The 25,257-nt window shown below is 72.5% G+C and carries 19 protein-coding genes and 1 pseudogene; 10 read left to right on the forward strand and 10 right to left on the reverse strand.

All coding sequences use genetic code 11. The annotated features are described in order from the left end of the window. Positions 1 to 54: 54 nt before the first annotated feature. Positions 55 to 981: a dihydrodipicolinate synthase family protein gene (locus ACFYTE_RS25680; RefSeq protein ID WP_388714779.1), complete on the forward strand. Its 927-nt coding sequence runs from the start codon at positions 55 to 57 to the stop codon at positions 979 to 981. Next, complete coding sequence (locus tag ACFYTE_RS25685; protein WP_388714782.1) at positions 978 to 3,032, forward strand: exo-alpha-sialidase; 2,055 nt, start codon at positions 978 to 980, stop codon at positions 3,030 to 3,032. The genes ACFYTE_RS25680 and ACFYTE_RS25685 overlap by 4 nt, the downstream gene beginning before the upstream one ends. Here the strand turns inward: ACFYTE_RS25685 and ACFYTE_RS25690 are convergent. Together ACFYTE_RS25690 and ACFYTE_RS25695 are read right to left on the reverse strand one after the other, a co-directional pair. Then, positions 3,016 to 3,933 (reverse strand): AraC family transcriptional regulator, encoded by a 918-nt coding sequence (locus ACFYTE_RS25690; protein WP_388714784.1) that lies wholly within the window; start codon positions 3,931 to 3,933, stop codon positions 3,016 to 3,018. The genes ACFYTE_RS25685 and ACFYTE_RS25690 overlap by 17 nt on opposite strands. Continuing rightward, entirely contained in the window at positions 3,923 to 4,801 is an 879-nt protein-coding gene (locus ACFYTE_RS25695) for a phytanoyl-CoA dioxygenase family protein (RefSeq protein ID WP_388714786.1), read from the reverse strand. The genes ACFYTE_RS25690 and ACFYTE_RS25695 overlap by 11 nt, the downstream gene beginning before the upstream one ends. Before the next feature lie 167 nt (positions 4,802 to 4,968). Between ACFYTE_RS25695 and ACFYTE_RS25700 the strand changes: the two genes are divergently transcribed. The 3 genes from ACFYTE_RS25700 to ACFYTE_RS25710 all read left to right on the forward strand — a co-directional run bounded on the left by ACFYTE_RS25700 (position 4,969) and on the right by ACFYTE_RS25710 (position 7,371). Next, positions 4,969 to 5,715, forward strand: a complete 747-nt coding sequence (locus tag ACFYTE_RS25700; protein WP_388714789.1) for an SDR family oxidoreductase — start codon at positions 4,969 to 4,971, stop codon at positions 5,713 to 5,715. A gap of 237 nt (positions 5,716 to 5,952) precedes the next feature. Beyond that, on the forward strand, positions 5,953 to 7,092 hold the full coding sequence (locus tag ACFYTE_RS25705; protein ID WP_388714790.1) for an anion permease: 1,140 nt from the start codon (positions 5,953 to 5,955) through the stop codon (positions 7,090 to 7,092). A 45-nt stretch (positions 7,093 to 7,137) separates the two neighbouring features. Beyond that, complete coding sequence (locus ACFYTE_RS25710; protein ID WP_388714793.1) at positions 7,138 to 7,371, forward strand: hypothetical protein; 234 nt, start codon at positions 7,138 to 7,140, stop codon at positions 7,369 to 7,371. A gap of 278 nt (positions 7,372 to 7,649) precedes the next feature. Here ACFYTE_RS25710 and ACFYTE_RS25715 read toward each other — a convergent pair whose 3' ends face one another. Genes ACFYTE_RS25715 through ACFYTE_RS25725 form a run of 3 tightly spaced genes read right to left on the reverse strand, consistent with a single transcriptional unit; the run spans position 7,650 to position 12,767 of the window. Further along, on the reverse strand, positions 7,650 to 7,883 hold the full coding sequence (locus ACFYTE_RS25715) for an SDR family oxidoreductase (protein WP_388714796.1): 234 nt from the start codon (positions 7,881 to 7,883) through the stop codon (positions 7,650 to 7,652). Beyond that, complete coding sequence (locus tag ACFYTE_RS25720) at positions 7,858 to 12,360, reverse strand: hypothetical protein (protein WP_388714799.1); 4,503 nt, start codon at positions 12,358 to 12,360, stop codon at positions 7,858 to 7,860. Before ACFYTE_RS25720 ends, ACFYTE_RS25715 begins: the two co-directional genes overlap by 26 nt. After that, a complete protein-coding gene (locus ACFYTE_RS25725; protein ID WP_388714801.1) occupies positions 12,357 to 12,767 on the reverse strand; it encodes a hypothetical protein in 411 nt (136 codons plus the stop codon). The genes ACFYTE_RS25720 and ACFYTE_RS25725 overlap by 4 nt, the downstream gene beginning before the upstream one ends. A 355-nt stretch (positions 12,768 to 13,122) precedes the next feature. On the opposite strand from ACFYTE_RS25725, the gene ACFYTE_RS25730 reads away from it, so the two are divergent. From ACFYTE_RS25730 to ACFYTE_RS25745, 4 genes are all read left to right on the forward strand, one after another. Further along, positions 13,123 to 14,565, forward strand: a complete 1,443-nt coding sequence (locus ACFYTE_RS25730; RefSeq protein WP_388714804.1) for a family 43 glycosylhydrolase — start codon at positions 13,123 to 13,125, stop codon at positions 14,563 to 14,565. A gap of 135 nt (positions 14,566 to 14,700) precedes the next feature. Continuing rightward, the gene (locus ACFYTE_RS25735; protein WP_388714807.1) at positions 14,701 to 16,008 is read left to right on the forward strand and encodes a M20/M25/M40 family metallo-hydrolase; all 1,308 of its coding nucleotides are present in this window, start codon (positions 14,701 to 14,703) and stop codon (positions 16,006 to 16,008) included. Positions 16,009 to 16,093: 85 nt separating this feature from the next. Then, positions 16,094 to 17,653 (forward strand): helix-turn-helix domain-containing protein, encoded by a 1,560-nt coding sequence (locus ACFYTE_RS25740; protein ID WP_388714809.1) that lies wholly within the window; start codon positions 16,094 to 16,096, stop codon positions 17,651 to 17,653. A gap of 182 nt (positions 17,654 to 17,835) precedes the next feature. Next, positions 17,836 to 18,774, forward strand: a complete 939-nt coding sequence (locus tag ACFYTE_RS25745) for an AEC family transporter (RefSeq protein WP_388714812.1) — start codon at positions 17,836 to 17,838, stop codon at positions 18,772 to 18,774. 58 nt (positions 18,775 to 18,832) lie between these two features. On the opposite strand, the gene ACFYTE_RS25750 is transcribed toward ACFYTE_RS25745, so the two are convergent. From ACFYTE_RS25750 to ACFYTE_RS25760, 3 genes and pseudogenes are all read right to left on the reverse strand, one after another. Next, positions 18,833 to 19,252, reverse strand: coding sequence for a hypothetical protein (locus tag ACFYTE_RS25750; RefSeq protein WP_388714815.1), 420 nt, complete (start codon positions 19,250 to 19,252; stop codon positions 18,833 to 18,835). Positions 19,253 to 19,435: 183 nt separating this feature from the next. Continuing rightward, a pseudogene (locus tag ACFYTE_RS25755) lies at positions 19,436 to 19,717 on the reverse strand (glyoxalase); the annotation flags it as partial. Then, positions 19,714 to 20,253 carry a GNAT family N-acetyltransferase gene (locus tag ACFYTE_RS25760; protein WP_388714818.1) on the reverse strand — a complete coding sequence of 180 codons (540 nt, stop codon included), beginning with the start codon at positions 20,251 to 20,253 and terminating at the stop codon, positions 19,714 to 19,716. The pseudogene ACFYTE_RS25755 and the gene ACFYTE_RS25760, both read right to left, overlap by 4 nt. An 81-nt stretch (positions 20,254 to 20,334) precedes the next feature. Here ACFYTE_RS25760 and ACFYTE_RS25765 point away from each other — a divergent pair, with 81 nt between their 5' ends. Then, positions 20,335 to 20,979 carry a hypothetical protein gene (locus tag ACFYTE_RS25765; protein ID WP_388714821.1) on the forward strand — a complete coding sequence of 215 codons (645 nt, stop codon included), beginning with the start codon at positions 20,335 to 20,337 and terminating at the stop codon, positions 20,977 to 20,979. An 87-nt stretch (positions 20,980 to 21,066) separates the two neighbouring features. On the opposite strand, the gene ACFYTE_RS25770 is transcribed toward ACFYTE_RS25765, so the two are convergent. Together ACFYTE_RS25770 and ACFYTE_RS25775 are read right to left on the reverse strand one after the other, a co-directional pair. Next, positions 21,067 to 24,480: a CARDB domain-containing protein gene (locus tag ACFYTE_RS25770; protein WP_388714824.1), complete on the reverse strand. Its 3,414-nt coding sequence runs from the start codon at positions 24,478 to 24,480 to the stop codon at positions 21,067 to 21,069. Between the two features lie 231 nt (positions 24,481 to 24,711). Then, on the reverse strand, positions 24,712 to 25,245 hold the full coding sequence (locus tag ACFYTE_RS25775; protein ID WP_388714827.1) for a hypothetical protein: 534 nt from the start codon (positions 25,243 to 25,245) through the stop codon (positions 24,712 to 24,714). Positions 25,246 to 25,257 lie beyond the last annotated feature (12 nt).

Genomic DNA, 25,257 nt, shown 5'->3' on the forward strand with positions numbered 1-25,257 from the left:
AGCCGTCTTGCCGAAGTCACCCAGCCCGCCGGCCCGAGATCAAGGGGTACTGACGTGACCGACGGGCGCGAGCTGCTGCGCGGCGTCATGGTGCCGCTCGTCACCCCGATGGAGCGCCCCGGCATCCCCTGCGCCGCGCACGCCCAGCCGCTGCTGGAGGAACTGCACCGGGCGGGCGTGCGCAGCCTGATGCTGCTCGGCAGCAACGGCGAAGGGCCCCTCATCCCCACCGACCGCATCGGCACGTTCGCGGCCGGCGTCGCGGCGCGGTGGCGGACGCTGCGCCCCGACGGGCCGGTGCTCGTCAACGTCACGGCTCCCGGAACCGCCGAGGCGGTACAGCGGGCCGAGGCGGTGCTGGCGGCGCGGCCGGACGCGCTGGTGCTGAGCCCGCCGCTGTACTTCGCCCACCGCGAGGACGAGATCGTGGCGCACTACGCGGCACTGAAGGACCTCGGCGTGCCCGTGGTCGCGTACAACGCGCCCGCCTACGCCTGCCCGTTCACCCCCGGGCTCGTCGACGCCGTGCTCGCACTGGAGCATGTGGCGGGCATCAAGGACAGCTCCGGCGACCCCATGCTGCTCGACCACCAGGTGGCACGGGCGGCGCGGCTGCCCGCGACGGGGGTGAGCCAGGGCGCCGAGACGGCGCTCGCACCGGCGCTGCGACGCGGCGCCGACGGCATCGTGCCGGGCATCGCCAACGCCGCGCCGGGCCCGGTCGTGGCCCTGTACGAGGCCGTACGCGCCGGCGACGACGCGGCGGCCGACCGGTGGCAGGACATCGTGACGCAGCTGGTGGGGGTGCACCGCGTGCGCCGCGGCGTCCCCGTCATCAAAGAGCTGCTCGCCGCACGCGGACTCTGCCCCGCCCATGCCGCGCCGCCCTTCACCGCCTGCACCGCGGCCGAACGCACGGCGCTCGCCGCGTTCCTGGATCCGCTGTCCGCGCACCTCGTCCCCGCAAGGAGCCGCCCGTGATCCGTGTGCTCTCGCGCCTGGCCTGCACGGCCGCGCTCGCCCTGCTGCTCGCTCTGATCCCCGCGCCCGGCTCCGCACAGGACGCCGGATCCACCACCGGGCACTTCGCCGAGACGACCCTGTGGGACTCCACCGACGGTACCCATGTGAACTACCACGTCCAGGGCCTCGCCGTGCTGCCCCACGACAGGGTGCTCGTGTTCGCCGAAGGGCGGCTCACGGCCTGCGACGCCGGGCCGCACGACATCGTGATGCGGCGCAGCACCGACGGCGGCCGGACCTTCGAGGCGAGCCGCGTCGTCGTGCCGGCCACCGACGGCGAGTCCTGGAGCAACCCGACCCCCGTCGTCGACACGAAGACCCGCACCGTCCACCTCTTCGTCAGCAGCACCACCCGCGACGAGGGCAACACCACCTGCTCGGCGGACCGTTCGAGGATCTATGTCATGCGCAGCGCCGATGCCGGCCGGACCTGGAGCCGGCCGCACGACCTCACCGGACTCTTCGACGCCAACGCCTACGACTGGACCCTGCACGGCGCCGGGCCGGGTCACGGCACCCAGCTCGACGACGGGCGGCTGCTGGTGCCGGTGGCACACCGGCGCACGATCGTCGGCCACACGACGGCCGAGCGGATGTACGGCCTCGCCATGCTCTCCAGCGACGACCACGGCAGGACCTGGCAGGCCACCGAGCCGGTGCCGGTCTCCGCGGACCACCCGGTCAACGAGAGCCGGGTGTACCAGCGCGCCGATGGCACCGTCGTCGTCAACGGCCGTGCCGCGGTCGGCGGCACCCGCTACCGCATCACGGCCACCAGCACGGACCGCGGCAGCACCTGGTCCAAGCCCGTACTCGACGGCGCCACCCGCGAGTTCGTCGCCATCGACGCCGGACTGCTGCGCTACAGCGGCGGCCCCGACCGGGACGGTCCCGACCGGCTCCTCTTCTCCCGCCCCGACGCCTCGGCCCGCGAGAACCTCAGCGTCTCCGCGAGCTACGACGAGGGCCGCAGCTTCCGCTACCACAAGGTCGTCCACGCCGGCCCGTCGTACTACTCCGACCTGGCCCGGCTCTCCGACGGCACGGTCCTGCTCGTCCACGGCCGGGACGGCACCAGCCCGGCCTTCCCCGAGGGGATCGCCCTCGCCCGCTTCGACCTCGCCTGGCTGACCGGCGGACGCGACCGCGGCGGCCCCGGCACCGGCCTGACCTCGCGCGCACACGAACTCGCGGGCCGCCCCGGAACGACGACCACCCCCGGCACCACCGCCGAGTCCGTCGTCGACGCCAACGCACAGGGCGGCAGGGTGCTGCGCTACGAGGCGCACCGGCCCGGCGACTACGTCGAGGTCCCCTTCCGCACGCCCCGCTCCGGGCGCTTCGAGATGTCGGTGCGCCTGGAGCGGGCGGCCGACCGCGGTCTCGCCGAGGTGAGTGTGGACGGCAGGACGCTGCCCGCGGGCCGCGTCGACCCGACGCTCTCCTCGCTCCAGGGCTACCAGGTCGTTTCCCTCGGCAGCGACGAACTGTCCGCGGGAAGCCACCGGATCCGCTTCACCCTGGCCGGTCGGGGCCGCGGCGGCGGCACGGTGATCGCGCCCGATCAGCTCACCCTGACCCGGGCCGACCACCCGGCCGACCTGCCCCGAGTCATCGCCGACGACGACTCGCTGTTCGGCTTCGAGCAGGCCGGAGGTTGGTCGAGGGCCACGGGCACCGCCGGCTTCTACGGGCAGAGCTACCGGGTCCACCCGGCCGGCGACGGCTCCGCGGTCGCCCGCTGGTGGCCGGACGTACCCGAGGCGGGCCGCTACGAGGTGCAGGTGCGCTACACCGCGGACCCCAACCGCGCCTCCGACGCCCCCTACACGGTGCGTGCCGCCGATGGCTCGCGGACCACCCGCATCGACCAGCGCTCCGGAGGCGGGCAGTGGGTGTCCCTGGGCACTCACCGCTTCGACGCCGGCACCGGCGGCGGTGTCGAGCTGAGCGACGAGGCCGACGGGTACGTGGTGGCGGACGCCGTCCGGCTCATTCCCGCGGGATGAGCGCCCGCAGCCCCGGTGCCGCCGGCGGCGACGGCGGCGCGCCCTCGGGGCCCGCGGCCCGGAACGCGCTGGGCGTCACGCCGTACACGGCCTTGAACCGGCGGGAGAGATGATAGGCGTCCGCGAAGCCGCACTGCTTCGCCACCGCCCGCAGGCTCAGGTTGCTCAGCCACAGCAGCGGCTCGGCCCGTGCGAGCCTCAGCAACTCGACGGCGGCGACCGGACCGGTGCCGAAGTGCCGGCGGAAGAGCCGGCACAGGGTGCTCTGTGACACCCCGGCCGCGGACGCCAGTTCCGCAAGCGTCAGCGGCTCGGCGGTGCCGCTCGACCACCGCTCGCGTACGTACGCCGCCATGGCCGCCACCGGCGCCGGCACCCCGTCGCGGTGCTCGCCCGGCGCCGGCAGCGGGCCCTTGGCGAAGACGGACAGCAGCAGCCGCAGTACCCCGGCTGCCCTGTGCCGCCAGCCGTCAGGCCGTTCGGTGCCGAGCCAGAGGAGGTAACGGCACAGGGCCGCCATGGGGTCTTCGCGTCCGCCGAGTCCGCGCACCAGCGGCCAGCGTTCCTGGTCCGGCTCGGCGGGGAGCGCGAAGTGCACGTAGCCGTGGCGGGTGGAGCCGCCGGTATCCCATGCGAAGTGATCGCGCATCCCCGGCCGGACCAGCAGCAGCGTCCCGGGCAGCAGATCCTCGGCGCGCTCGCCGCAGGTCCAGCGGGCCCGGCCGCGGATGATCCAGACGAACTCGAAGTTCACGGCCGTGCGCGGCCCGAACACGGCGCCGGGCGGGTAGTCCCCGACGGCGGGCCCGAGCCGGTCGACGAGCCGCAGGCCGTCCTCGGACCGCAGGCCGTCCTCGGACCGCAGGGCGTCCTCGGACCGCGGGCGGGCCTCAGCGGTCACAGCCGCCCTCGCGGTCGGGCCGCAGATACGGTTCACGGATGGCAGCGATGCCCTTGTAGGCGTACGGATCCTGCCCCGCCACCATCACGATGTCGCGGAAGTCCGCCTGACCCATGTGCTCGCCGGGGCCCGGCGGCTGCCAGGGGAGCAGCGACCGCGCGGACATGTAGTGACCGACCAGCGCTCTGCGGTAGCCGTGGCGGCCGGAGTTGGGGGGCGACTTGTGCAGCAGGTAGCCGTGGAACAGGAGCACCGAGCCGGCCGGCATCTCGACGGGCACGGCATCGGCCTCGGCGTAGGGGAAGCCGTACAGCTCCACCGTGCAGTCGTAGCGTGGGTCGTGATGCTCGCGGTCGGGGTAGAGGACGCCGGGGCGATGGGAGCCGGGCAGCACCCACAGGCAGCCGTTCTCGACGGTGGCGTCGTCCAACGCGATCCAGGCGGCGGTGAGCGACCGGTCGCGGGTGGGGATGAAGAACTCGTCCTGGTGCCAGGCCTGACCGGGCTTGCCCTCGGACTTGATGAACAGCATCGACTGCATGGCCTTCACATCCGGCCCGATGACCTGGGTGAGGGCGGCGACCACCGCCGGATGGCACAGGGTGTCGCGGACGAGCGCGGACAGCTTGTGCGGATAGTGGACGCACAGGTGGCGGCGGAGCACCGCGTCGTCGTCCCAGTCCGCTTCGAGGGCGGGGGCGCGGCCGACCCGCCCGCGCTCACCGCGGCAGATCGCCACCGTCTCCGCGCGCAGCCGGTCCACCTCGGCGGGGGCCAGGGCGCCGTCGAGGACGGCGAAGCCGTCGCGTGCGAAACGCGCGGACAGCGTCCGATCCGGGTCCGCCGCCGTGCCGGTTCCTGTCACCATCGCCTCCCGGGTCCGGGCCTCTTGTGTCCTCCATGGTCTGCTCAAGGGCGCAGCCGGGCCATGGTCCCTACGGTCGAGACGATGGCGTATCCGGTCAACCCGGTGTCACAGAATGCGGGGCGCCGTTGTCGTTCTCTCGTACGGCAGAGAGAGGGACGGGAGTGCTCATGAAGATCGCGGTTGCCGGTGGGACCGGCGTGGCCGGGCGGCTCGTGGTGGAGGTGCTGCGGGCCCGGGGGCATGCGCCGGTGGTGCTGTCGCGCGGGCAGGGCGTCGATCTGCTCAGCGGGTCCGGGCTGGATGTGGGACTGGCCGGGGCCGAGGCGGTCATCGACGTCAGCAATGTGATCACGACCCGCAGGTCGGTGTCGGTGGACTTCTTCGACCGGGCGGGGCGCCACCTCGTCGCGGCGGCCGAGCGGGCCGGGGTACGGCACCTGGTGACGCTGTCGATCGTGGGGGTCGACCGGGTGCGGAGCCCGTACTACGCCGGCAAGCTGCGGCAGGAGGAGATCGTCCGGGGCGGGGCGGTGCCGTGGACGATTCTGCGGGCCACGCAGTTCCATGAGTTCGCGGGGCAGTTGCTGAACGGCGTGCCCGGCCCGGTCGCGGTGGTACCGGCGGGGCGGGTCCAGCCCATCGCCGTACGCGAGGTGGCCGAAGCCCTTGCCGGCCTTGCCCCCGAGTCGCCGCTGGCGATGGCCCCTGAACTGGCCGGCCCGCGGGTCGAGTCGCTGGTCGACATGGCCCGGCGCCTCATCGCCGCGGGCGGCGCCCGCCGACGCCCGGTCCTGCCGCTGCGCGTTCCCGGCGGGATGAGCAGCGGCGGCCTGCTTCCGACCGGCGCCGGCCCCCGCGGCACCCAGACATTCGCCGACTGGCTCAGGGAGAAGACCTCCGCCATGCCGGCCTGACGGTGCGCGTGACCCGCACGGGCCGGGAGCGGGTCCCGGCGCTCGGGTTGCGTGTCCTGGCGGCGTCGTCAGGATGGATAGCGAGACAGAATGCGGTCACATGCCGACGCGCGGGCGCCGCCTCTGCGGATTCGTCCGCGGCCGACACGTCGTGTCACAGGCGGCCGGGCGCCGGCGTGGGGCGGGGGAAGGACGTTCGGCTACTCGTACGACGCACCGAGTAGGAGGCCGTCGGCGGTGGACAGCTTTTCCTTCCTGCTCATCGCGGTCATTGTGACCGCGTTGGCCTTCGATTTCACCAACGGCTTCCACGACACCGCCAATTCCATGGCGACCTCCATCGCGACGGGTGCGCTGCAACCCCGAGTGGCCGTCGCGGTCGCGGGCGTGCTGAACCTCGCCGGTGCGTTCCTGTCCACAGAGGTGGCCTCGACGATCTCGAACGGGCTCGTCAACGACTCCAGGGTCTCACTGGTCATGATCTTCGCCGGTCTGGTCGGCGCGATCCTGTGGAACCTGACGACCTGGCTGTTCGGCCTGCCGTCCAGTTCGTCGCACGCGTTGTTCGGCGGACTGATCGGTGCGGTGTGGGTGGGAGCGGGCGGCTCGGCGATCCACTTCACCCAGGTGGTGGAGAAGATCGTGATTCCCGCGATCGCCTCACCGATCCTGGCGTGTGCGGTGGCCCTGATCGCGACGTATCTCGCCTACAAGATCACCCAGCGCACCGGGGAGCACAAGGTCAACACGGGTTTCCGTGCGGGCCAGGTCGGATCGGCCTCCCTGGTGGCCCTGGCCCACGGCACCAACGACGCACAGAAGACCATGGGCGTCATCACCCTCGCCCTGATCGCCACCGGTTTCCTCCCGCACGGCGCGCAGCCGCCGTGGTGGGTGGTGCTCACCGCCGGGCTGGCCATCTCCCTGGGCACCTACGTCGGCGGCTGGCGGATCATCCGGACCATGGGCAAGGGCCTGACCGACATCCAGGCCCCGCAGGGCTTCGCCGCCGAGACGACGGCGACGGCGGTCATCCTGTCCTCCTCACACCTGGGGTTCGCACTGTCCACCACACAGGTCTGCACCGGCGGCATCCTGGGCTCGGGGCTCGGCCGCAGGCTGGCCAGGGTGCGATGGGGCGTCGCCGGGCGGATCGCGGTGTCCTGGGTCCTGACGCTGCCGGCCGCGGCGGCGGTCGGCGGGGTCTCGGCCTGGGTGGCCGACCAGGGCGACCTGGGGGTGGCCATCGTGGCGGGCGTGGCCGTGGCCGCGGCCACCGGTTTCTACGTGCTGTCCCGGCGCCGGCCGGTCAACCCGGACAACGTCAACGACATGCCGCCGCGGGAACGCGAACTCACCGGCTCGTCCGCCGTGTGATCAGCACCGTCCCCATGGTTCTTGCAGTCGCGGAAGGAGCGCGCGATGGACATCAAGTGGGACAACCTCGGGCAGGTGTCCCTGGCCAGCTTCGCCGTCACGATCGCGGTGGTCGTACTGTTCTCGCTCGCCATCGCGGCCTGGAACCGGGCCGGTGGCCTGCGCGCCGGTGCGGCGGCCGGCGGACAGGCGCGGGTGGCGGCGGGCGCCGCGGTGCTGTGCTTCGCCGCGTGCCTGGTGGTGGCGGCGTACGGCATCGACCTCATCGTGCCCGGGTGAGCCGGCCGCGGGGCGCAACCAGCCGATGCCGCGCCGGTCCGCCCTGGCGTTCTCCCCGGACGGTTCCCTGCTCGCCGCCGCCGGCTCCGCCGGACCGTGCGCGTCCGGGAAGCCGACTCGGGTGCCTGCGTGGCCGCACCCGGGTGGACGGCCGTCTCCTCGACTGCGCCTGGTCGCCGGACGGCCGCCTGTTCGCCCCTCGCGGGCACCGGCGGACCGTACCTCTTCCTACTGTCCCCGGCCACGCGAACAGACCAGGCGACGGCCGGGCACCCTGCTCACTGCGCGGTGTAGCCGCCGTCGATGAAGAGATCCGTACCGGTGATGTAGCCGGCTTCGTCGCTGGCGAGGAAGAGCACGCCGTAGCTGACCTCCTCCGGGCGGGCGCCGCGCCGCATGGGTGTCGCGGCGGCGAACGCCTGGTTGTTCGCTCCCGGAGCGTCGGCCGGCCCGGCCGGGCCCGGACGGCGGGCGGCGGCAGCGCCGTCACGGGCAGGTCTGCCGGAAGTCAAGACCGGGCGCGTAGTCGTCCCACTGTTCGTGGGTCAGCCCGCCGCTCGCGACGCCACAGGCCGTCCGGATCGGGTCGGCGCTGATCGCGGGCAGGTCGCCGAGGTCCCACACCAGCGCGGTGCCGTCGATGCTCACGGTGATCAGGCGGCGGCCGTCGGGGCTGAAGGCCAGGTCGGTGATGGCGTCGTGGTGCCCGGTGAGGACCGCGGCGAGATGTGGCCGGGTGCGGTCACCGACGTCCCACAGGAGGGTGCGTCCGTCGTCGCCCACGGCCGCGAGCAGGTTCTGGCCGGGGTGGAACGCCAGCCGGCGGATGTCGGTCCGGTCGTCGGCGGGCACCGTCCCGACCCGGCGGGGGCGGGCGGCATCGGAGACGTCCCACAGCACGGCGGCCTCGTCGGAACCGTCGCCGGTGGCAAGGGTCTTCCCGTCCGGGGCGAACGCCGACGTGGAGTCCCCGTCCGCCAGTGCGACCGGCTTGGGGGGCCCGTGCCGGTCCCACAGCGCCGTCCGGATCCCGCCGGGCAGGGCCAGCAGCCGTCCGTCCGGACTGAAGTGGGCCTCGCCCTGTATGCCCAGGCCCGAGAAGCCGCCGAGGTCGCGGGGACGGCCGGGCCGCGTGACGTTCCACAGCCGTGCCTGAGCCGGTGAGAACAGGGTGTCCGCGCCGGTGGCCACCAAGGTCGCGCCGTCGGGGGAGAAACCGACCGAGCGAATCATCTTGCCGGGGCCGGCGAGATCGGCCACTCGGCGTGGGCCGGACCGGTCCGTGATGTCCCACATCAGGACGCGGCCGTCGTCGCCTCCGCCGGCCAGGTGCTTTCCGTCCGGGCTGATCACGAGCGCCCGGACGGCCTTGGTGTGCCCGGTGAGCGTCGACGTCCGCCGGCGGCGCGTGGGATCGGTGAGGTCCCACAGGTCGATGGTCTCCTGAACGCCGCCGGTCGCCAGGGTGCGGCTGTCCGGGGTGACGGCGGTCGCATAGAGCGCGCCGCCGGGCGCCGGCGCCGCGGTGACGGTGGGCCGGCCCCGGGCGGTGACATACCAGCGGAGCACCGACTTGTCGGTCGCCGACACCACGGCACGGCCGTCCGGAGTGAAGGCCAGGGCCCCCACCGAACCGGTGTTTCCGGAGAACGTCCGCATCCGCTGCGGGCGGCTGGGCCGGTCGAGGTTCCAGAGGTTCACATCGTCGTCGAGGCCGCCGCTGACCAGCCGGCGGCCGTCGGGGCTGAACGCGAGCGCGTCGACCATGTCCGTGTGGGCGGTCCAGGAGGCCAGCAGCCTCGGCCGGGCCGGAGCGGAGAGATCCCACAGCAGGACGGTGCGGTTGTTCTGGGCGGCGAACAGCCGGCCGTCCGGGCTGAAGGCCATGGTTTCGTGCAGCAGGTCCTTGCGGGCCAGCCGCCGCGGCCGGGCCGGGTCGGCGACGTCCCAGAACGTCGCGCCGGAGCGGTGCACGATCGAGTCCTTGTCGACCGGTTCCTCCCGCGCGGCGGTCCGGCTCGTGGAGCTGACCAGGGTGCGGCCGTCCGGGCTGAACAGCAGCGTGCTGTCGTCGTACACGTCTTCGCGGAGCGCGAGCCGCCGCGGCCGGGCCGGATCGCGCAGGCTCCACAGCGCGAGCGATCCGCCGAGGGCCTTCTCGTTCCACCACCCCGCCGCCGCCAGGGTGCGGCCGTCCGGGCTGAAGGCCACGGTGCCCGGAGCGCCGGGAAGCGACCGCAGGTGCAGCGTGGCGAGCCGGCGCGGGTGGTCCCGGTCGGCCAGGCTCCACAGGTTCACCGAGCCGTCCCGGCACGCCGAGGCGAGCAGCCGGGCGTCCCGGCTGAAGGCGAGCCCGTCGACGTAGTCGCGGCAGCGGGGAAGGGCCGTCCGGGTCGGGTGCGCGGTGTCCCGGACGTCCCACACGGTGACCCGGTGCCGGTAGTCGGTGGTGGCCACCAGCCGGCCGTCCGGGCTGATCCCGGCCACCTCGTGCCGGCCTTCTCCCGCCCGCCAGTCGGGCAGCGGCGCGCTGCCGCCGAACGGCGTCTGCGCCAGCGTGTCGAACACCGCCTTGCGCGCCTCGGCCGTCGGACGGAGCCGGTAGGCGGCGAGCCCCAGCCGCAGCGACGTCTGCGGGTCGGCCTGCCGCAGGTTGCCGGCCTCCGCGGTCAGCGCCCGGTACGTCGCGAGCCGCCGCTGGTCCTGCGCCGTACGCTGCTGCTGGAACGCCACGCCAGCGGCGATCAGCGCCAGGCACAGGGCCACCGCCACCCCGCCCAGTGCCTGCTTCAGCCGCCGGGTGCGGCGCGCGTCACGCAGCCGTTCCGCGCGTGCGGCAGCGCCGCTGGCCACCAGGAACACCAGGTCCTTGCGGCGCAGCGGCTGCCGCCTCAGCCGCGCCCGCCGGTCCAGGTCTTCGGCGGCGTCGAGCCGGGTGCCGCGCAGCAGGAAAGACGGGTCGCGGCCGGCCGTCTGCCAGGCGTCGGCGGCCTCCGCCAGTTGCTGGCGCAGCAGCAGGTCGGTCCGGTCCTCGTCGATCCAGCGGCGCAACTGGGGCCAGGCGCGCAGCAGCGCCTCGTGGGAGATCTGGGCCGTGGACCGGTCCATGGTGATCAGCCGGGCGTTCGCCAGCCGGTCGCAGACCTCGGTGATGAGCCGTCGCTGCCGCGGTGATCGGCCGTCCAGCAGCTCCGCGGGCGGCACCCGGCGGCGCACCACCGTGTCGGTGCCGTCGGCGGTGACGTGGATCATGCGCAGCAGCACATCGCGCAGTACCCGGCGGCCGGGCTCGTCGAGGGACTGGTACAGCTCCACGGTGGTCTTGGTGACGGACTGCCAGATGCCGCCGGTGCGCTGGTAGCCGGCCAGGGTGAGGACCGCGCCGCTGCGGGTGCGCCAGGTCTCGCGCAGGGCGTGCGCGAGGAACGGCAGGGCGGCGGTGTCGTCCGGTCCGGCCGCGGCGGCGGGCCCGAGGACGCCGCCGTGCCGCAGGTCGTGCAGCAGCCGGTCGGTCAGGCCGGGCTCCAGGGTCAGTCCGGCGGCCTGCGCGGGCCCCTCGATGGCGTTGCGCAGGGCGTCCTCGTCCATCGGCGGTACGGTGAGCTGCCCATGGGCGAGGGCCCGGACCAGCGGCGGGTGGGCGAGGCAGCTGCCGTAGTGGTCGGCGCGCAAGGCCAGTACGACGCGCGGGGCCCGGCCTCCTGCCCCGCCGGTGAGCAGGCCGACGAACCGGGCGCGCTGCTCGGTGTCCCGGCAGCGGGTGAAGATCTCCTCGAACTGGTCGACCACCAGCAGCCGGCAGGGTCTGCGGCCGGGCAGCGGCTCGGGGAAGCCGTCGCCGTCGGTGAAGGCGGTCAGTACCTCGTCCGTGTCCCGTCCGGTGGCCTGCGCCCACAGCTCGGCCAGCGACCGCAGCGGCTGCGGTCCCGGCGCGGGCAGCAGCAGCGCCGGCCAGGGCACGTCGTCGGGGCCGCCGTTCCCGGCCGCCTCGCGCAGCCGCTCAAGCCCGGCCAGCAGTCCGGCCCGCATCAGCGAGGACTTGCCCACCCCGGACGCGCCGACCAGGATCACCGGGGGCCGGCCGGGCGGTTGGGCGACGCCGCCGACGGCGTCCAGCAACCGCGCGGTGATCCCCTCCCGCCCGAAGAAGTGCCGGCTGTCCTCCGCCCGGAACGGCTCAAGACCCGGGTAGGGGCACGGTACGTCGGCGGGCGGTACGTCCGCGGGCCCTGGCGCCGGGCGGTAGCCGCGGTTGCGGGCGACGCGCAGCTCGCCCAGCCGCCCCTCGCTCTGCCGGTGAGGACGCACGGGCGAGCCCTCGAACTCGCGCTCCAGCAGCGCATGCATCCGATCGATGGTCAGCCACGGCGGCCCGGCCGGGTCTCCCCGCTCCAGCAGTCGCAGCAGCCGGCCGCTGAACAGGGTGTGGCGCTCGCCCTCCGGCGCGAAGGACAACGCGAAGTGCGAGGCCGAGCTGAGCAGCACGCTTCCGCGGGGCCGTGCCGCGGCGAACGGCTCGCCCGACCGCCCGCCCGCCGGCACGGCGGCCCGCCCGGAGAAACAGCAGTCGAGGATGACGACGCCGTCTCCGCGGGCGTCGCTCAGCAGGTCCCTGACGGTGCGGTACGGCACCGCGTGGGAGACCCGGTCCGCGGCCTCGGTGGCATGTGTGGCCAGGTACAACTCGTCGCCGGGGCCGAGCAGTCCGTGGCCGACGTAGTACAGCAGCACCACGCCGGGTGCGTCGGCGACCGCCCGTTCCACCGCCGCGACCACATCCGGCGGGCCGGCGTCCGCCGGCACCCGGTGGATCGCCTCGTCCGGCATGCCGCACACGTCGCGCAGCACACGGTGCAGGTCGTCCAGGGTGGTGTCGACCGACGGCAGGTCCGGCAGCTCCGACCCGGGAGCATGCCGGCCGGTGCCCACCAGGATCGCCCGCGTCCCCGCAGCGGCCAGTCCCGCCTCCGCGGCGGTGCCGCCGTTCACGGTCCGGGCGGGGCGGCGCCGTCCGGTGCGCGGCGGTGCTCGGGCCGGGGCGGGTCGTCCACCGCGGCGGCCAGCCGCTCGACCAGTTCCGCGGCCTGCGCCGCGTCCGCCCTGACCTGTGTGGACTCGATGCTGATCTGTGTGCCGTCGGGCTTGGTGACGGTGATGGTCTGGCTGCTGCGGCGGCCGGCCGCCCAGGCGACCACGGCCCCGGCGAACACCGTCGCCACCCCGCCGGGCTCCAGGATCGCGATGAGCGCGTCCATCGCCCCGCCGCCCATCGTCCCGGGCGGCGGGGGCTGTGCATCCAGCCGGAGCCGACCCCGCAACTGCGGCTCCGCGGTCAGCCAACGGCGCAATTCCGCGCCGCCGTCGCGGCCACCGTCGACGGTGATGACGATACGCATGGTCCCCAACACCCCGATGTGCCATCGCTTCTCGCCTTTGACGGCAGGTAGCGTACCCGCCCCCTCATGCCATCAGGTAGACCGGACGCCGACGCCCGGAGACCGCCACGGCCCCTCGGCGTGCACCGTGTTTTCACCGTTTTCACCGTTTTCACCGCGTTTTCGTACGGCCCGCTCGTTACCGGGCAGAGCGTGCCCGTGATGCCCGCAAGCGGGGTTGTAACTGCCGTGCGGCAGTGGCTCGGACGGTTTGCCGCGGGACCTGTTCACAACGATGTAAGAGCTGTGGTGCCATAGGGTCCGCCATCTCAAATCGCCCGGTACTTTGGGTACTTGCGCAGATGAGGAGCCGCTGATGCCGCGTCGGTCCACGAGTGCACGGTTGGCCGTTCTGCTGGCCCTGCTCATCGGCCTGGTCTGCGTGCCGCAGGCCCACGCCGGGCAGTCCGCGCCCGCGGTCACGGCCGCGGGCACATTCCGGAATCCGCTGAACACGGGACCGGACCCCTTTCTGACGTACGCGAACGGGGCCTACCGCCTCACCACCACGCAGGGCGGCAGCATCAGGATATGGAGTTCGCCCTCGCTCGGCACGCTGCTCGACGCCGACCCGGTGACCGTGTGGACCGACACCGACCCCGCGCGCAACCAGCACATCTGGGCGGCCGAGTTCTACCGCTTCGGCAACCGCTGGTACATGTACTACACGGCCGATGACGGCGTGGACGACCATCACCGGCTGTACGTCCTGGAGTCGGAGGGCGGCGATCCGACCGGGCCCTACCACTTCAAGGCGAAGCTGACCCCGCCCAACCACGCGAACGACTTCGCGATCGACCCCGGCGTCTTCCAGCACAACGGCAAGCTGTATCTGGCGTACGCGGGGATCAACGCCTACCAGCACAACGGTCTGAACATCGCCCCCAAGGCGAACCCCTACACCGTCTCCGGGAACGCGGTGGCCCTCGATGCCGACGGGGGCTGCCCGGAGGTGCGCGAGGGACCCGAGTTCCTGAACCGCAACGGCCGTACGTGGCTGACGTATTCGACATGCGACACGGGCAAGCCCGATTACCAGCTGTGGATGCTGTCCCTGCCGGACAACGCCGATCCGCTGACGCCCGGCAACTGGCGGCAGCACCCCGGCCCGGTCTTCTCACGCGATGATGCCAAGGGGGTCTACGGCCCCGGCCATCACGCCTTCTTCCGGTCGCCCGACGGCACGCAGGACTGGATCGTCTACCACGCCAAGACGACCGCGAGCAACACCTACGGCAACCGCACGACCCGCGCCCAGAAGATCGGCTGGAACGCGGACGGCAGCCCGGACCTCGGCAGCCCGCTCGCCCTCGGCGCGACGCAGGACCTGCCGTCCGGCGACCTGGGCAACGGCAACTACTGGATCAACGACGACGGCCGTTCCAGCGGCGCCGGCCAGGTCGCCTACCAAGGCGTCTGGAACTCGGGGACGGGCTGCGCGGCCCAGTGCTTCTGGAGCGACGACCACTGGAGCGACCGGGCGGGCAACACCGCGACCTTCACCTTCACGGGCACCCGGATCGCGCTGCTGTCCGTGCGGGACACCGGCAACGGCATCGCGGCCATCAGTGTCGACGGCGGCGCCGAACAGCGCTTCGACTTCTACGGGTCCCCCCGGACGGGAGAGACGCTCCAGTACCTCAGCCCGCGTCTGCCCTCCGGCAAACACACCCTGCGTATCCGGGTGACCGGGGAACACAGCGCGTCGTCCGGTGCGTCCTTCGTGAGCGTGGACAGGGCAGAGGTCTACACCGACTGAGACCGGTCACCCGGCTGGGGCCCGCCCGCTTGTGGCGGGCCTCAGCTCATCCGCGATCCCATGGCTCTCTTGCCCAATCTTGGCGTGTCCACAACCATGACAGGGTCGGTCGGCACAGCCAGCCCGGGAGGACACATGCGTCCCAGTTTCAGCAGGCGAACCATCCTGACCGCGACAGCGGCGAGCGGCGCAGCGGCACTGGGCACGACGGGAACGGCCGAGGCCGCGCAACCGCGGGGCGAAGCCCACCGTCCGCCCGCGACGGCCCAGCCCCCGACCCGTGAACTGCGCGCGCTGCTCCGGGAGATCGATCCGGCCCGCATCGAGGCGACGGTGCGCACACTCGCCTCCTTCGGCACCCGGCACACCCTGTCCGCCCAGGACGACCCCGCACGCGGCATCGGCGCCGCCCGCGACTGGCTGCTCGCCGAGTTCCGCTCCTACGCCGCCGTCTCCGGCGGCCGGATGACCGCGCAACTCCAGTCGTACGTCCAGGAACCGGCGTCCCGCATCCCGACCGCCACCCGCATCACGAACGTGATCGCCATCCTGCGCGGCTCGGTGACCCCGGAGCGCGTGTACGTCGTCTCCGGCCACTACGACTCCCGCGCCACGGACGTCATGGACGCCACCTCGGACGCGCCGGGCGCGGACGACGACGCGTCCGGCGTGGCCGTGGTCCTGGAACTGGCCCGGGTGATGGCCGAGCGGCGGCCGGCTTCGACCATCGTGTTCGCTGCGGTGGCCGGCGAGGAACAGGGCCTGTGCGGGGCTGCGCACATGGCCCAGCAGTTCAAGGCGGCGGGCGCCGACCTGCAGGGCATGTTCACCAACGACATCGTCGGCAGCTCCACCGCGGACGACGGCACACAGGACCCGTACACCATCCGGCTCTTCGCGGAGGGCGTCCCGTCCTCCGAAACGCCCGAACAGGCCGCGACCCGGCGCTCGGTGGGCGGCGAGAACGACTCCGGGACCCGCCAACTGGCCCGGTTCGTACGCGATGTGGCCGACAACGACGCCACCGGCATGCACGTCCGCGTGATCTACCGCAGGGACCGCTACCGCCGGGGCGGTGACCACATCCCCTTCCTGGAACGGGGCTACCCGGCAGCGCGCTTCACGGAACCGGCCGAGGACTTCGCCCACCAGCACCAGGACGTACGCGTCGACGAGAGCGGCAAGCAGTACGGGGACCTGCCCGAGTTCTGCGACTTCCGTTACATCGCCCGTGTGGCCCGGGTGAACGCGGCGGCCCTGTGGTCCCTGGCCCAGGCCCCCGGCACGCCGCGCGACGCGAGGATCGTCACCTCGACGCTGACCAACTCCACGGAACTGGTGTGGACCCGGGGCAGCGAACCGGACCTGGTCGGCTACGAGGTCGTCTGGCGCTGGACGACGGCCCCCGAGTGGACCCATGTCGCCTTCCCGGAACCGGCTTAGCCTTCTCTTCGGGCCGCGTGTGGTGCGGTGCCCCCTCGCTGAGGGAAATACAGTGCCCCTGGAAACTCGAACGGGACACGGTGAGATGGAGGAACGGGTGTCTGGGGCGGCAGAGGCGGGGGAGACGGAGGAGTTCGCGACGCTGCTGCGGGGGCTCAAGGACCGTTCGGGACTGAGCTACGGGGCGCTGGCCAAGCGGCTGCACATGAGCACGTCGACGCTGCACCGCTACTGCAACGGCACCGCGGTTCCGAACGAGTACGCGCCGGTCGAACGCCTCGCACGGGTGTGCCGGGCGACGCCTCAGGAACTCGTGGAACTGCACCGGCGCTGGATCCTGGCGGACGCGGCACGGGGGCGCAGGGCGGACCAGGCCGGGGCGGCGCGTGCGGGGACGGGGGCGGGGACGGGCGGTCCCACCGGCCACGCGCCGGCGAAGAGTTCGCCCCAGGAGGCCGGTTCGGACCAGGAGGCCGGTTGGGCCGAGGCGGCTGCCGCGGCCGACGCGCCGCGTACGGGGGGTACCGGTTCGGCGGCGGATCCCGCGCAGCGTGTCGGCGCGGCACGCCCCACGCAGCCCGGCTCGGCACCATCGCCCGGTTCCGCCGCGCCCCCGTCACCCGGGACGGCTCCGGCTTCCGGGACGGGCTCGGCCCGCACCGCGGGTGAGCGGGGAGGGGACGGGGACACCGGGCCGGGTGAGCCCGGTGAGCCGGTCGTCGTCGGCGTCACGGGAGAGCCCGCGCGGGCACGGCGTCGGCGCACCGCGCTGATCGCCTGCGCCGCGGTGGCCGCCGTACTGGGAGCCGTGGCGATCGTCGTGCTGCCGCTGTCGGGCGGAGACGGGGACGACCCGCGGGACGAGCACGTCGCCGGTGCCACCGCGGTCAGCGGGACGGCCGACGCCGGGTCACCGACCCCCGCCCCGTCCCCGAGCGGGCGGAGCCGCACACCGTCCGCATCGGCCTCCGCCACCGCCACCGGGTCCGGTGCCCCGTCGGGCAGCGGCAAGCAGGGCGGGGCGGTCGAGCCCACCGACGGCACCGGCGCCGTCCCGCTGACCGTCGGCACCCGCCCCTACGTCTACGAGGACCCGTGCAGCCAGCACTTCCTCGTCGACAGCGAACCCGAGCAGGTCGGCCCGCCCGCCAACGAGCAGGACGCCCCGCGCTGGGCCGCCGCCTACGGCGCGGTCTCCTCGGACGCACAGCGCATCGCCCTCACCGTCCAGGGCACCGGCGCGGACACCGTCGTCCTGGAGGCGCTGCACGTACGCGTCGTCGCCAAGGGCGCACCGCTCGCCTGGAACGACTACTCGATGGGCGTCGGCTGCGGCGGCGGCGTCGGCACCAAGTCGTTCGACATCGACCTGGACAACGGCAGTCCCACGGTCACCGTGAAGAACGGCCAGCGCGACTTCCCGTACAAAGTCAGCGAGTCCGACCCGGAGGTCTTCTACGTCACCGCCCGCACCGAGGCGCACGACGTCCGCTGGGACCTCACCCTGGACTGGTCCAGCGGCAGCCGCCGCGGGACCATCCACATCGACAACGGCGGCACCCCGTTCCGGACCAGCGCCGATGTCGGCCGTCCCGGCTACGACTACCCGCTGGGCGGCAGCGACTGGATCGAACGGGTGGGCTGACGGGCCCCGGCCGCAGTGCCCCGGCGGCGCCGCACGTCGTCGGTACTGCCGCCCGCCGCCTGCCGCCTGCCGCCCGCCGTCAGGCCGGTGCCGTGGACGCCGCCCTTGCCGGCCGCTTCCACGCAGCCCCCGTAGGTCAGTCCGTTCGGCACACATCGACAGGCACGTCACCGAGGAAGGGCATGCAGGGAGTTCTCACCGGCTTCATCGTGATCGCCGTCGTCGTCGGCGTCGGCTATGTGATCGGGCGTCGCAGATATCTGGGCGACGACGGCCGACACGTCCTGACCAGGCTCGCCTTCCATGTCGCCACGCCCTGTCTGCTCTTCACCACGCTCGCGGGCGCCGACCTGTCCATCCTCCTGTCCGAGCGGCTGCTCATCACCGCGATCAGCACGGCGGCGGTCGCCGCCGTCTTCCTCATCGTCGGCCTCCTGAAGGGCTGGAGCGCAGGCCAGCTGACCATCGGCGCCCTGTGCTCCAGCTATGTCAACGCCGGCAACCTCGGCATCCCCATCGCCGTCTACGTCCTCGGCGACGCCTCACTCGTCGCACCCGTCCTGCTCTTCCAGCAGATCATCGTCACCCCGCTCGCCCTGACGGCCCTCGACCTGAGCCGTCCCGGCGAACCGGAACCCCTCCTGCGACGCCTGACCACGCCGCTGCGCAACCCGATGGCCATCGGCTCGCTGGCGGGCGTCACTGTCGCCGCCACCGGATGGACCATCCCCGGGCCCGCCCTCGAACCCCTCACCCTCATAGGCAACATGTCCGTCCCGGCCGTTCTGCTGGCCTTCGGCATCTCCCTGCGCGGCAGCGGGCTGCCCGCCCGCGGGGACAACCGGCCCGCCATAGTGCTGTCCGCCGCCCTCAAGACCACGGCCCAGCCCCTCGTGGCCTGGAGCCTCGGCGTGATGGTCTTCCACCTCCACGGCGCTTCACTGCTCGACGTAGTCGTGATCGCGGCGCTCCCCGCCGCCCAGAACCTCTACACGTACGCCTCCCAGTACCGGGTCGCCGAACAACTCGCCCGTGAGTCCATCCTGTTGTCCACCCTCTTCTCCGTCCCCGGCCTCATCGCCGTCGCCGCACTCCTCGGCCAGGCACCCGTGGCGGGGTGACCTGGGCCGTGTCCGAGGTGCGCGGCGGCATGCCGTGGGTCCGGCAGGCCGAGCCCCGTCAACCGGCCGCGGAAGCGGGGACCGCTGCGTGCGCTCGGTCCAGCTTCTCCATGACACGGTCGCGGAGGAGTTCGTACTCCTCGCGGAGCCTGCGCCACTCGGTGAGCGGAGGCCGAGGTATGACGGTGCCCCCGGTGACGATCTCCTCGGGCCCGAACTGCTCCCGGGTGAGGTCGATCTCGACGCCCATGCCGAGGCGGTTCCACCAGTGGTAGTCCACGCGCTCTCCGTTCACGAGGACTTCACCGCGGATCAGCTCCCCTCCCAACAGGTCGTTGAGCACCATCGCCGTCACACCGCACTGGTCCCGGGCCGGGTTGTCCGGGCTCCAACGCGACCGGAACTCAGGCGTGCACGTGTCGGCATTCCAACTGCTGCGCACAGCTCGCTCGATGTCAGCGAGAAGCAAAGGTGTCATACCGCTGATCCTCTCAGCCGACACTGACATTGATAGTGGTACGCAGGTTCCGTGGTCGTGACTCGGGCACTGACTGACGCCCTGCTGGGTTGTCCTCCCGTTGTTCTGTCCGGCCGCCGGGGCTTGTCCTCATGGCTTCGGCCGGGCGGAACAACGGGGCTCCGAGAACGGGGCTCCGACGACGAGGCGGTCGACGGTGTCCGGGGTACCGGCGTGGAAGGCGAGGTGATTGAGACCGGGAGCGCGGCGGTCGTGCCGGTGGGCGGTGAGGGCAGGGGACTGCTCGAAGACGAGGTACGTGTGGCCCTTGCGCCAGCTTTTTCCGGTGGGCCAGTCCTGGTGGAGGGTGTAGCCGAGCGACACGAGCAGCCAGCCCCAGTCCTCTGCCGCACGGGCGAGATCGGGCACCCAGATGTCAACGTGGTGCAGGGTGCCGGGCTCTGGAAGGGGTGGGGTGTCGGTCATCGGCTATTCCTGGGGGCGGGGTGGGCGGGCCTCAGGTCGGTGTGCGGGGTGATGAGCCAGTGGTTGCTTCGCAGGACCCGGTCCGCGAAGGTGACGTCCTGCTCGGCGACGAAGCGGAAGCCGAGGGACCGGCAGATGCCGTTCGAGGCGACGTTGCTCGTTGCCCAGAACGCGTGCACGTCGCCCCAACGGTCCTCGTCCCGGGCCTGTTCGAGAAGGGTTCGGGCCGCGAGCCTGCCCAGACCACGGCCCTGGAACTCGGGCAGGACCATCCAGCCGATCTCCGACATGGGCCCGTCGTCGGTGTCATGGGACCAGATGGTCACCGATCCGGCCACCACACCGGGAGCATCCGGGTCAGGGACGATCATTTTGATCCAGGCGATGCCGGCCGCCGCGTCCCTGACGTCCCGGCGCACCTTGTCGGGCATGCGTTCGCGCGGCAGTGGTCCGCCGAGGTCGGTCATCATGAGCGGGTCGCATCGCATCCGGACGTAGGGGTCGACATCGTCGGGTGCGACGTTGCGCAGGTGCACGGAATCCTCCTCGTTGTACGGGCAGTTGTGCTTCCCGTTATCGTCCTCCCGTGGGGGAAGCGCCGTGGACGAAGGGACGGGGTGGGGAAACTCGTGGAGGTGACCACGCTCGCCGTCGCGCTCATCAGCGTGGGTGGGACGCTCGGCGGAACTCTGGGCGGGGCCGTGCTCAGCCGGCGCGCCAACCGGGAGCAGAACGAGCGTGCCGATCGGCAACGCGCGGAGGAGCGCCAGGACCGGGTGCAGGAAGCCCGGCGTGATCTCTATGCCCGCCTGAACACCACGGCTCGCGCCTACCGGATCGCCGCCCGGGACGCGGTCCGCGCTGCCGAGCGCGGTGAGACCGTCGACCCGGCGGTCCTCGACGCCGCCAAAGAAGCCTGGGCGGAGCAGTACTCCCAGGCGCAGATGGCTCTGGCGAAGGACCTCCTGGAAGTGGCCTCGACCCTCAACAGGGCGCTCGGGGTCGGCTACTCCGTCGTGAAGCAGTTGCCGAGCGGCCCCGCACCAGGCGGTTCGTACGACCGGGCGAAGGCATGGTTCAGCCGTCCGCTGTCCGACGGCGTGTACTTGTTGAGGGTCTCGCTGCGGCATGACCTGGGCGTCGAGATCGAGCCGGACTTCGAGCACACACGTACGCGGATGCTCGCCGCGCTCGACAGCGCGTGGCGGACCCATGAGCGCGAACTCGCCGAGGAACAGGCGCGGGCTCCCGGGTCCGGGTGAACGCCGGGAGCCCGCGCCTGTCCCAGCCGGCTTCGCAGCGCTTCACCCCGGCGGACAGTCCGGCGGGGCGAAGCGTCAGGGCGCGCATCAGTGCGCGGCGTTCCCCTTCCGGGGGCCGGCGGCCTGCGCGTTCTGGTTGATCAAGAACTGCGAGCCGGGTTCGACCACGATGTCGCCCTCGGCCGAGTCGGTGATGGTGACGCCGGACAGGGTGGCGCTGCCGCGGGCGCCGCCCATGGCGAGGATCCCGGAGCCGTTGGCGGACCTGTCGATGGCGACGTTGCTGATCTGGGCGGTCACCGTGCCGCCGCCGGACTTGAACTGGATGCCGTCGTACGTCGAGTCATGGATCTCGGTGTCCCGGATCACGACTCCCGGGATGCCCGGGCCCTGCGCGAACAGGGTGATGGCGCCGAACTCCTGGGCCTCGTTCCAGAACGCGCCGCCGGTACGGTACAGCCCGTTGCCGGCGATGAGGGTCTGCCCGGAGAACGGCAGCGGATCGTGGTCGGTGGCCAGCATGATGCCCGGGTAGTTCATGGTGTCGTAGACCAGGTTGTTCTCGATGGTGTTGCCGTAGCCGCCGTAGATCGCGATGCCGTTGGCCCGCCAGGGCAGTTGGATGGTGTTGTTGCGGAAGTGGTTGTCGTGGCCGATGTCGACCGACTGGTCCTTGACGTACTTGTTGGCCCACACGGCGAGGGCGTCGTCGCCGGTGTTGCGGAAGGAGGAGTTCTCCACCGATGAATTGCGGGTGCCGTTGCTGAGGTTGATGCCGTCCGCGTAGGTGTTGCGGATCCGCATCCCGGTGAACCGCAGGCCGTCGGCGGGGCCCCACAGTTCGGGGATGTTGTCGTAGTCGCGGCCCACCCACACGCCCACGTTGGCGTGTTCGATCCACACGTTGCTGATCCTGGTGTTCTTGCCGAACCTGCCGTTGAGCCCGACCCCGCCCTCGGCGCCCCCGTCGCCGCCCCGGATGGTGCCGGACCCGAAGACGGCGATGTCGGAGATGCTGGTGTTGCCGTCGATGTCGAAGCCGAAGTTGCCCTCGTGCGGGTGGTTGATGCCGCCCGCCTGCTGCGGCGGGGTGAGGGTGTAGAGCTGCGAGTGCCACATTCCGGCGCCCCGGATGGTGACGTTGCTGATGCCGACCTGGTTGTGGGGTCCGCGGTCGAGCGGGTCGTCGGTGAGGATCTTCTGCTCCTGGCGCCACTGGCCGGCCGGGATCCACACGCAGTCGATCCGCCCGTCCTGGTCCGCGGTCACGGCGCGCTGGATGGCGTCGGTGTCGTCGAGTCCGTCGTCGGGTACGGCGCCGTACTCGGTGATGGAGACGCAGCCGGCGGGCCGCGCGGCGGGCGGAGCCACCTGCTCCAGGTCGACCAGGTCGATGACGTAGAAGGCGGCGGTGTCGCCCGCATCGCGTTGCAGCCGGAAGGTGGTGCCCGCCGGGTAGGTCTGGGTGAGCAGCGCGTTCGACTCGTCGAAGAGCCGGCGCGCGTCCGCCTGCGGGGTGTTGGTGAGACCCTCGGGTGAGTCCGTGTTGCCGTACAGCCAGCTGTACTTGGAGGTCAGGTTCAGCTTGCGTACGAAGGTGCCGTTCGCGTAGAGGCTGATGGTGGCCTCCGTGCCCCCGCCGCCCGGTGCGTCCGGAACGGAGTTGCGGACCACGATGGAGTTGGCCGGGCTGGTGGAGGTGAACTCCACATACTGGCCCGGTGAGTTCAGTCGTACCGACTGCCTGCCGGAGGACTCGGTGGCGAAGTTGGTGTGGCCGAACGTGCGCTTCCGGTCGGCTGTCAGCAGGGTGCCCGTGTAAGTGCCCTTCTCGGCCTCGTACTCGACGTAGGGCACCGCGGCGCCGCGACCGACCACGATCGAGCGGGAGAAGACGTTGTTGGCCTCGTCGGTCTCGGTGACGGTGCCGGTGGCGTCCGCGGTCGCCGCGAGGACGACGGCGCCGCCGGTCGCGGTCCAGGTGCCGCTGATGGCGACCTGCTGCGTGGCGCCGGCGGCGAGGGCGCCGGTGGTGCCGTCGAGGGTCCGGTCGCCGGCCACGAGCCGGGTCACGGTGCCGGCCGGAACGGTCGTGGTGCCCCGGTTGTGCACGGCGACCGTGAAGGAGACCGGGACGCCCGCGGCGGGGTCGGCCGGGTGGGTGGTGATGCCGGTGACCTGGAGGTCCGGGCCGGGTGCCTGGGCGATGGTCAGTTTCTCGGCGGCCGTACGGCTGTTGTTGGTGTTGTCGAGTTCGGGCACGGTGTCCGTGGGGTCGACCACCGCGGAGACGGTGTAGCCGCCCGTGGCCCGCTTGCCGACGCCCACCGAGACGGTCGTGCCGGCGCCGCCGGCGAGGGCGCCGACCGGGGCGCTGCCGGCGACGGTGCCGTCCAGGCTGACGTTCACCGTGGAGGCCGGGGACGCGGCGGTGCCCGTGTTGCGCACGGTGGCCCGGACGGTGACGGTGTCCGTCTCCACGGGGGACCCTGGGGTCCAGGACAGCTCGTTCACCACCAGGTCGGGGTTCGGGGCGGCGGTCCCGATCACCTCGAACTCGGCCACCTGGGCGCCGTATCCGCTGGAGTTGGCGGTGAACCTGAGCCGGACGTCGGCATAGCGCCCGGTCACCGGGATGGTGACGGTGTTGGCGCCCTCGCCGGGGCTGAAGGCGTAGTCGGCGGCGGCCTTCACCGAAGTGAAACCGGTGGCCGCCTGCCCGCGCGCCAGGACCTCGATGGTCTGGGTACGGGCCGACCAGGCCGGATCCGGGTTCAGCTTGACGACGATTCCGCCGAGATCGGCGTCGGCGCCCAGCCGGACGGTGAGGGTGGCGGGGTGGCCGCCGGACTCCCAGTAGGTGCCGACCTGACCGTCGTTGGCGTTGGCCGCCGCGTAGTTCTGGGTGGTCGAGGACGCCTCGATCGGCTTCCCGCGGGCCAGGTCGGTGCCGTCCACGGGCGGGTTTCCGGGATCGCCGCCCCCGGTGCCGTAGATCTCCAGCTCGGACAACTGCGCGGCGTCCCAGCCGGTGTTGGCGCTCACCTGGACCCGGACGTAGCGCACGGTGCGGGCGGCGAAGTCCACGGTGGCCGAGTTGACGGACGCGGGATCGAATCGGGTGGCGGCCGACGCGGCGAGCGTGGTGAAGGCGGAGCCGTCGGTGCTGCCTTCCACGGAGAGGGTCTGGGTCCTCGCCTCCCAGGAGGCGGGCAGCGTCAGCACGACATGGTCGACCTCGACGGCGGAGCCGAGGTCGACGCGGACCGACTGCGGGAAGGAGCCGGCGGGGCCCTCCCAGTAGCTCTGCCGGCTGCCGTCGGTGACGTTGCCTGCGGGGTGGCCGCTGTGGGATCCGCCGGCCGTGGCGTTCTTGCCGAGCGCGAGATTGGGGCCTGCGGCGGCCGTTGCCGCGCCGGCGGCGGGGTGCAGGCCCACGGTGATCAGTCCGGCCAGGAGCAGGCCGGTGATCGTCCGCAGGCCGAGGCGTTTCCGTCTCATGGCGTCCTCGTTCCATGGCGGGGGACGACTGGGTGGGAGCACGGTGATACGGGTGGGCGGTGCGGTGTGGGAGCACGGCGACACGGGTGGGCGGTGCGGGGTGCCGCCGGCCTGTCGTGAGATCACTTGAACTGGTCGTGATTTTGCGTCAGTTCATCGAGATTTTGCGGTGCCGAGTGACAGATTTCTGGCCCGCCCGCCGTTTGTCAATGGCATGGACACGGCGGAGAGCTAGCCGGTCCAGCCCGTGGCGGTCAGCACCTCGTGGGCGATGTCCGGGACGGTCCGGCCGTCCGTCGCTATCCGTACCGTCCCCGAAGCGGCCCGCTCGTCCAGGAGGCGCGCCTTGCGGGCGCTGCGCTCCATTTCCCGGTGCAGCTCGGAGCCCAGCTCCCGGCGCACCAGCCGCTCGCGGGCGGTGGCGTCGGAGGCGGTCAGGAGGACCCGGACGAGCCGCGTCCCGGGACCGAGGGCCCGCTCGAACATGCCCGCCGAATCGGGCAGCACGCTCAGCGTGTTCGTGTAGAGGAGCCGGCGGTAGCCGCGCCGGGCGAAGTTCGCCCACACCGCGGTCAGGTTGGCCTCCGTGATCTCCGCGCGGTGGGGATCTCCGTGCGGGGCCGGATGCACCTGCCCCATGAAGTCGCCGTCGACGACCGCGTGCGCCACCGCGGCGGTCCGCAGCAGCGCCGACACCTCCCACCCCACCGTCGTCTTGCCGACTCCCGCCCGCCCTCCGATGAGCAGTGCCTCCGCGTACGTCATGACGGCAGCGTG

The sequence above is a fragment of the Streptomyces sp. NPDC004629 genome (assembly GCF_042873595.1).
GTDB lineage: Bacteria > Actinomycetota > Actinomycetes > Streptomycetales > Streptomycetaceae > Streptomyces.